Genomic DNA, 6,313 nt, shown 5'->3' with positions numbered 1-6,313 from the left:
CGATAAAGAGCAGGATGAAGCCCATCACCAGCGCAACCGCCCAGAAGACCGAAAGACCCGGGCCGGACGCAAGCAGGACAGAGCTGATCGCCGCGACGATCCCGATGATCGTGATGGCAAAACGATAGTCGATGCGCGCTTCGAAGACCGTCGCGGTCATGGCGCCGATCACCTGCGCGGCGAGGCTTGCCGACACCATCAGGCCGACGGTGCGGCCGTCGATGCCGAACTGCGCGCCGATGGGCTCCAGAAAAGCCCAGACGGCGCCGAAGAACATGAAATAGCAGAAGATCGAGAGCAGCGCGGTGATCGCCGGCACTTTCGCCACATTGCCGAACTGCTCTTCCTTGGGCAGATCGGCATAATCGTCGTCCGGCACGATCCAGGCGACGACCAGTGACAAGAGGCAGACGATGCCGAGCACGATGAAGCCGCCGGCCGAGCCGGCGGCAGGCACGGCATAGAGCGCCAGGATCAGCGCCAGCGCGCATTGCGCCAAAGTCTGCAGCGTGACGAAATAGCCGCCGATGCGCTCTGCCCGGCGCGAGCGGGCGATCAATTCGGTGGCGACAGCGACCAGCCCGCCCTCCGCAACGCCAGCCAGTATGCGCGCGTCGATCAGCCCATTGGGGCTGCCGGCATAAGCGGTCCAGAAATTGGCGAGCGCGAGCAGGACGAGCAGCGCCGCGCTCTTCCAGCGCATGTTCCTGGCAGGCAGCAACATGGCCACGATCGCCGACCCGATGCCTATCGCGATCATCTCGGCGGTGGCGACCAGCGCCAGCTCGTCGCCGGTGACGTGGCCTTCGGTATAGAGGGCGCCGAGCAGAACCGGCTGCAGCCCAAGGATGAGCAGGCCGACCGAGCCGATCCACAGCGCCGAGGCAAGCTGCGATCCCGTCGGATTGCCGACAAGCCAATCGCCCTCTTCCGCTTGCGCGGCTTGCGATGCAGTCACGAGATGCCTCCCTTGCAGCCCGGTCGAAAAACTGACAAGTTGTCAGCATTTAATGAAACTGATACTTGATCATGTTTCTTGTCAACCGCGAATTCGCACTTTTCCGGGAAAGATGCGGGCCATGACGGATGCAAAGCGAACGGCGACGGAACCCAGGCGCAGGCCAAAGCAGGAGCGCAGCCGCGAGCGCATCGACGCGATCCTCGCCACAACCATGCGGCTGATCGGCGAAAAGGGCATCGACGCGGTGACGATGAAGGAGGTGGGCGCGCTGGCCGGCGGACCGATCGCGACCGTCTATCACTACTTTCCGTCGAAGTCGGCGATCCTGGCGATGCTCTACGAGCGCTTTTCCGAGGAAAACCGGGCACGCTTCGGCGCGATCATCGCCGAGATAAGCGAGCCGGGCGACGTGACGGCGGCGGCCGATCGCATGCTCGATGACTATTATGCCCGTGTCGCGGCGGACCCGGCGATCCAGGACCTGCAGAACGCCATCCAGGCCGACAAGGCGCTGCAGCATCTCGACATTGCCGAGACGAGACACCAGGCGAAGATATTCTGCGACCATGTCGCGCCCATGCTTCAAGCGGATCAGCGCGAGGCGTTCGGGCGGGTCGTGTTCCTGATCTTCCAGCTTGCCGGCGGCGTCGTGCGGCTGGCGCTGACGCAGGACGAGGCAGAAGGCCGGCGCACGATCGACGACTATCGCTCGATCATCCACACGCAGTTGCGGCTGTTTTTGTAGCCGTCGTCATACTCGGGGGCGCCGTCCCCTCGCCGCACTTGCCTGCCTCAGGCCTCCTCCAGCTTCGGCCCCAGAATCTCCACCAGCCAATCGACAAACACCCTCACCCGAGGCGAAAGCTGGCGGCTGGGCGGATAGAGCACCGAGATCGGCGTCGGCGTCGGGGGATTGTCGGGAAGCACCTCGACCAGCCGGCCGGCCTCGATGTCGTCGGCGTAGCGGAGTTTTGGCGCCTGGAACAGCCCGAAGCCTAGCCGGACCAGCGCGGCACTTGTGTCTGAATTGGCGACTGTGACTCGCGACGGCAGGACCACTTCACGAACCTTGCCGTCGGCCATGAATTCCAGCGGCATCACTTGCCTCGTGCGCGACGACACGAAACCGATCATCATATGGCCGGCAAGATCGTCCAACGTGCGCGGCACACCGTGGCGTTCGAGATAGGCGGGACTCGCGACGGTAATCTCGCGCGCGATGCCGAGACGCCGCACGATCATGTCGCTGTCGGGAAGTACGCCCGCCCGGATCACGCAGTCGACGCCTTCACGCACCAGATCGACGAGGCGGTCCCCCTCGCCGATATGCACCGACAGGCCCGGATATCTGGCAAGCAGTGCCGGCAGTTCCGGCAAGAGGAACGTGCGCGCCATGTGGCCATTGACGTCGACGCTGAGGCGCCCGCGCACGTCATGGGCGCCGAAGCCGCCTTCGGCGTCTTCGATGTCGGCGAGGATGCCAATACAGCGCTGGTAATAGGCCTCGCCATCGGGCGTCGGGGTGACATGGCGCGTGGTGCGGCGGAACAATTGCACACCAAGCCGCTTCTCCAACTGCTTGATTGCGGCGGTTGCGCTGGAGCGCGGGAGGCCGAGATCGGCGGCTGCCGCGGTGAAACTGCGCCGCTCCACGACGCGGGTGAAGAGTCGCATGCTGTCAAAACGATCCATGGCAGATTGTTCGCACAGGCTGAATAGTGTTGGCAATCCACGCCCGATTATATCGCCTGCATGGGCGGGTATATGCATCTCCATCCGAAGAGAAGGAGATTTCGCCATGACCACCCGTCCCATTGCCCTCATCACCGGCGCCAGCCGCGGTCTCGGCCGCAACACAGCGCTGAACCTCGCCCGCAAAGGCGTCGACGTCGTCCTCACCTATCGCTCGCGCGCCGATGAGGCGAAGGCGGCCGTCGCCGAGATCGAAGCGGCCGGCGGCCGGGCCGCGGCCCTGGAGCTCGACACCGGCGCCGTCGCCAGCTTCCCGGCTTTCGTCGAGACATTAAAGAAGACGCTGCGCGAGACCTGGCAGCGCGATCGCTTCAATTATCTCGTCAACAATGCCGGTACCGGGCTGCGCAAGCCGATCGCCGACACGACGCAAGAGGAATTCGACATGCTGATGAACATCCATCTCAAGGGCGTGTTCTTCCTCACCCAGGCGCTGCTGCCGCTGATCAACGACAGCGGCCGCATCATCAACGTGTCGAGCGGGCTGGCGCGCTTCTCGGTGCCGGGCTCGTCCGCCTATGCGATGATGAAAGGCGGCGTCGAGGTGTTCACCCGCTACCTCGCCAAGGAGCTTGCCGGACGCCGCATCACCGCCAACACCGTGGCGCCCGGCGCGATCGCGACCGACTTCAACGGCGGCCATGTGCGCGACGACGCCGAGATCAACCGCGTCGTGGCCGGGATGACCGCGCTGGGCCGCGCCGGCGTCGCCGAGGATGTCGGGCCGATGATCGCCTCGCTGCTCTCCGACGACAATCGCTGGGTCAACGCCCAGCGGATCGAAGTATCGGGCGGCATGAATATCTGAGGTTCGCCTAAGTTACCTGGCGGATCAGTCCTTCGAAGCCGTCGGCGAGATTTGAATTGCCGGCGGCGAGGAAGGCGGACAGGTTGCGGACGCGGCCGGGCGTCTTGTTGGCGTCAAGCAGAAGGGCCTTGCCTTCATGCATGACGAAATCGAATTTGCCGTAGTCGAAGCCGAGATCGCGCCGTAGCGCGCGAAGCTCGTCGGGAACCGGAACCGGCTCTCGTCGGATCGTATCTTCGCCTTTGACCAGGTTCTGCGGCGAGACATGCCGGGTACAACGCTCGCGTTCTCCGCAAAACAGCCAGAAGCGGGCGCCAAAGCCGTCAGGCTCGGGCTCGGGAACAAACTTTTCCACCACGAGATCCTTGCGGTCGAACACCGCCGGGGGAACTTCCGCAAGCGAGCCGTGGATGCGGTAGCGATCGAGCAGCCTGGCATCAGGAAACGGCTCCGGCCTGCCGGCGCGCCGCGATCGCCGATTGAGCGTCTGCTCCCGCGTTCCCAGATTGTTGAGGCTGCTTTTGACGATGACTGGGCCTCGCCAGCCGTGATCCCTGTCGATCACCGCGCCGCTGACGCGACGCTTCGAGATATCGGCGGCGCCGATGTTGAGGCAGAAGGGATAAGTGCGCGCGTATTCGACATATTCGGGTGGCGTCACGGTCGCGTCGACATGGAGTATCGCGATATCCGCCTGCGGCCTGGCCGAAGTGCCCGCAACAATGCGCACGGAATGTCCTCGGCGCTTCAACTCCTCCAGGAGATCGAAGAGCATGTAGGGACTGTCGCGACGCAGCAACGGCCCGCGACGGCGTTCAAACGCGTCAAACTCATGCGTGATAACCGCAATACGTGCCATCCGCCCCCCGGCTTGGTTTCTTAAGCGTCCTCGATTATGCGTTCTAATACAATCGTACGGGCGGGTTTGTGATGACAGAGCATTGGAATACAATTCGCAGGCATTGGCAGTTGCTGGGGTCGCCGCTCAGGCCGCCGCCGGAAGTCGTCGAGGCCTATAACCGCGAACTCGACCTCGCTCGATCGCACGTCGTGATGTTCGGCGTGACGCCGGAGCTCGCCGGGCTTGGCGCCAGGATGACGGCGGTCGACGAGTCGGCCGACATGATCGCCGGCATCTGGCCGGGCGATACCGAAAGGCGCAAGGCGGTACGCGGCGACTGGTTCGATCCGCCGATGTCTGACGCAAGCGTCGATGCGCTGATCGGCGACGGATGCCTCACTGTCATCGGCGGGGCGGATGCGAGGCAAGCGCTGTTTTCAGCCATCGCGCGCGTTCTGAAAGCAGACGGGCGCGCCGGCATCAGGCTGTACGCTTCCCCCGAGACACGCGACGATCCGCGGGATGTCCGCGCCCTGGCGTTGGCCGGCGGCGTCTCGACCTTTCACGACCTCAAATGGCGGGTGGCCATGACCGCGAACGCCGGCGCGCCGGACTACGTCATACCGGTGACGGGAATTCTCGAGCAATTCGAAGCGATGTTTCCCGACCGCGACGAACTTTCGACAAGCACGGGGTGGGAATTGCCGGTGATCGGCACCGTCGACGTCTACCGGAACTCATCCGTCATCTACAATTTTGCGCCGGTAAGCGCGCTTGTCGAGGAAGCCAAAGTATTTTTCGACGACGTCGACGTCGCGTCGACCGGCACATACGGGCTCGCCGAACGCTGCCCGCTGCTGGTGCTGCGAGCGCCGAAGCGCCGGGACTGACGGGTGGGATTGCTCGTCGGTGTCCCGCGACAGCAGGCGCTTTTCATGGTGACGTTTCGCCTGAGAAAAATTTCGCGCCGCTTGCCCCTTTCGCGCGCCTTGACTCTGGCAAGGCGCCGGCCTATCTCAGCGCCACGTTAGCACTCGCCTTTGGTGAGTGCTAACTCATATCCGGCGGCCTCGCCGGATGGAGGAACAGTTCTCACCGTTCTCACTCGAGGAAGACAACATGGCAAAGTCCAAGTTCCGCCCGCTTCATGACCGCGTGGTCGTTCGCCGGGTCGAATCTGAATCCAAGACCGCCGGCGGGATCATCATCCCGGACACGGCTAAGGAGAAGCCGCAGGAAGGCGAGATCATCGCCGTCGGCTCCGGCGCCCGCGACGAGAGCGGCAAGCTGGTGCCCCTGGACGTCAAGGCCGGCGACCGCATCCTGTTCGGCAAGTGGTCGGGCACTGAAGTCAAGCTCAATGGCGAAGACCTTCTGATCATGAAGGAATCCGACATCATGGGCATCATCGGCTGAATTTCGGCCTCTCCATCAACTGAGTTTTCGGGCTCTTCCCGAGCCCCTGTCAGGAGCTAACCATGGCTGCAAAAGACGTAAAATTCTCCCGCGACGCCCGTGAGCGCATGCTGCGCGGCGTCAACATCCTCGCCGACGCGGTGAAGGTGACCCTCGGCCCGAAGGGCCGGAACGTCGTGATCGACAAGTCGTTCGGCGCCCCGCGCATCACCAAGGACGGCGTCACCGTCGCCAAGGAGATCGAGCTTGAGGACAAGTTCGAGAACATGGGCGCCCAGATGGTCCGCGAAGTCGCTTCGAAGACCAACGACATCGCCGGCGACGGCACGACCACCGCTACCGTTCTCGCCCAGGCGATCGTGCAGGAAGGCAACAAGGCCGTTGCCGCCGGCATGAACCCGATGGACCTCAAGCGCGGCATCGACCTCGCCGTCGGTGAAGTCGTCGCCGCTCTCGGCAAGGCCGCCAAGAAGATCAAGACCTCCGAGGAAGTCGCCCAGGTCGGCACGATCTCGGCCAATGGCGACGAGTCGGT

General features: G+C 63.8%; 8 protein-coding genes. 5 read left to right on the top strand and 3 right to left on the bottom strand.

Annotated elements, in window-relative coordinates; genetic code table 11:
- The coding region (locus EOA28_RS21095; protein ID WP_128315224.1) for an MFS transporter at nt 1–958 on the bottom strand (958 nt) is incomplete at its 3' end.
- Nucleotides 959–1,079: 121 nt separating this feature from the next.
- Here EOA28_RS21095 and EOA28_RS21090 point away from each other — a divergent pair.
- Entirely contained in the window at nt 1,080–1,706 is a 627-nt protein-coding gene (locus EOA28_RS21090) for a TetR/AcrR family transcriptional regulator (protein WP_127251615.1), read from the top strand.
- Between the two features lie 47 nt (nt 1,707–1,753).
- Here the strand turns inward: EOA28_RS21090 and EOA28_RS21085 are convergent, their stop codons facing one another.
- A complete protein-coding gene (locus EOA28_RS21085) occupies nt 1,754–2,653 on the bottom strand; it encodes a LysR family transcriptional regulator (protein WP_127251616.1) in 900 nt (299 codons plus the stop codon).
- Between the two features lie 106 nt (nt 2,654–2,759).
- On the opposite strand from EOA28_RS21085, the gene EOA28_RS21080 reads away from it, so the two are divergent.
- Nucleotides 2,760–3,521, top strand: coding sequence for an SDR family oxidoreductase (locus tag EOA28_RS21080; protein ID WP_127251617.1), 762 nt, complete (start codon nt 2,760–2,762; stop codon nt 3,519–3,521).
- A 7-nt stretch (nt 3,522–3,528) separates the two neighbouring features.
- On the opposite strand, the gene EOA28_RS21075 is transcribed toward EOA28_RS21080, so the two are convergent.
- On the bottom strand, nt 3,529–4,296 hold the full coding sequence (locus EOA28_RS21075) for a hypothetical protein (RefSeq protein WP_245463275.1): 768 nt from the start codon (nt 4,294–4,296) through the stop codon (nt 3,529–3,531).
- A gap of 155 nt (nt 4,297–4,451) precedes the next feature.
- Here EOA28_RS21075 and EOA28_RS21070 point away from each other — a divergent pair, with 155 nt between their 5' ends.
- The 3 genes from EOA28_RS21070 to EOA28_RS21060 all read left to right on the top strand — a co-directional run.
- Entirely contained in the window at nt 4,452–5,252 is an 801-nt protein-coding gene (locus EOA28_RS21070) for a class I SAM-dependent methyltransferase (protein WP_127251619.1), read from the top strand.
- A 229-nt stretch (nt 5,253–5,481) separates the two neighbouring features.
- Nucleotides 5,482–5,778, top strand: a complete 297-nt coding sequence (groES, locus tag EOA28_RS21065) for a co-chaperone GroES (RefSeq protein ID WP_010915433.1) — start codon at nt 5,482–5,484, stop codon at nt 5,776–5,778.
- 62 nt (nt 5,779–5,840) lie between these two features.
- Nucleotides 5,841–6,313 (top strand): TCP-1/cpn60 chaperonin family protein (locus EOA28_RS21060; RefSeq protein ID WP_281060912.1); only part of this gene is annotated, 473 nt, incomplete at its 3' end.

This window comes from Mesorhizobium sp. M2A.F.Ca.ET.067.02.1.1 (assembly GCF_004023285.1).
Classification (GTDB): Bacteria; Pseudomonadota; Alphaproteobacteria; order Rhizobiales; family Rhizobiaceae; genus Mesorhizobium.
The sequence above is the reverse complement of the archived record's forward strand: the minus strand, read 5'-3'. Positions and strand labels throughout refer to the sequence as shown.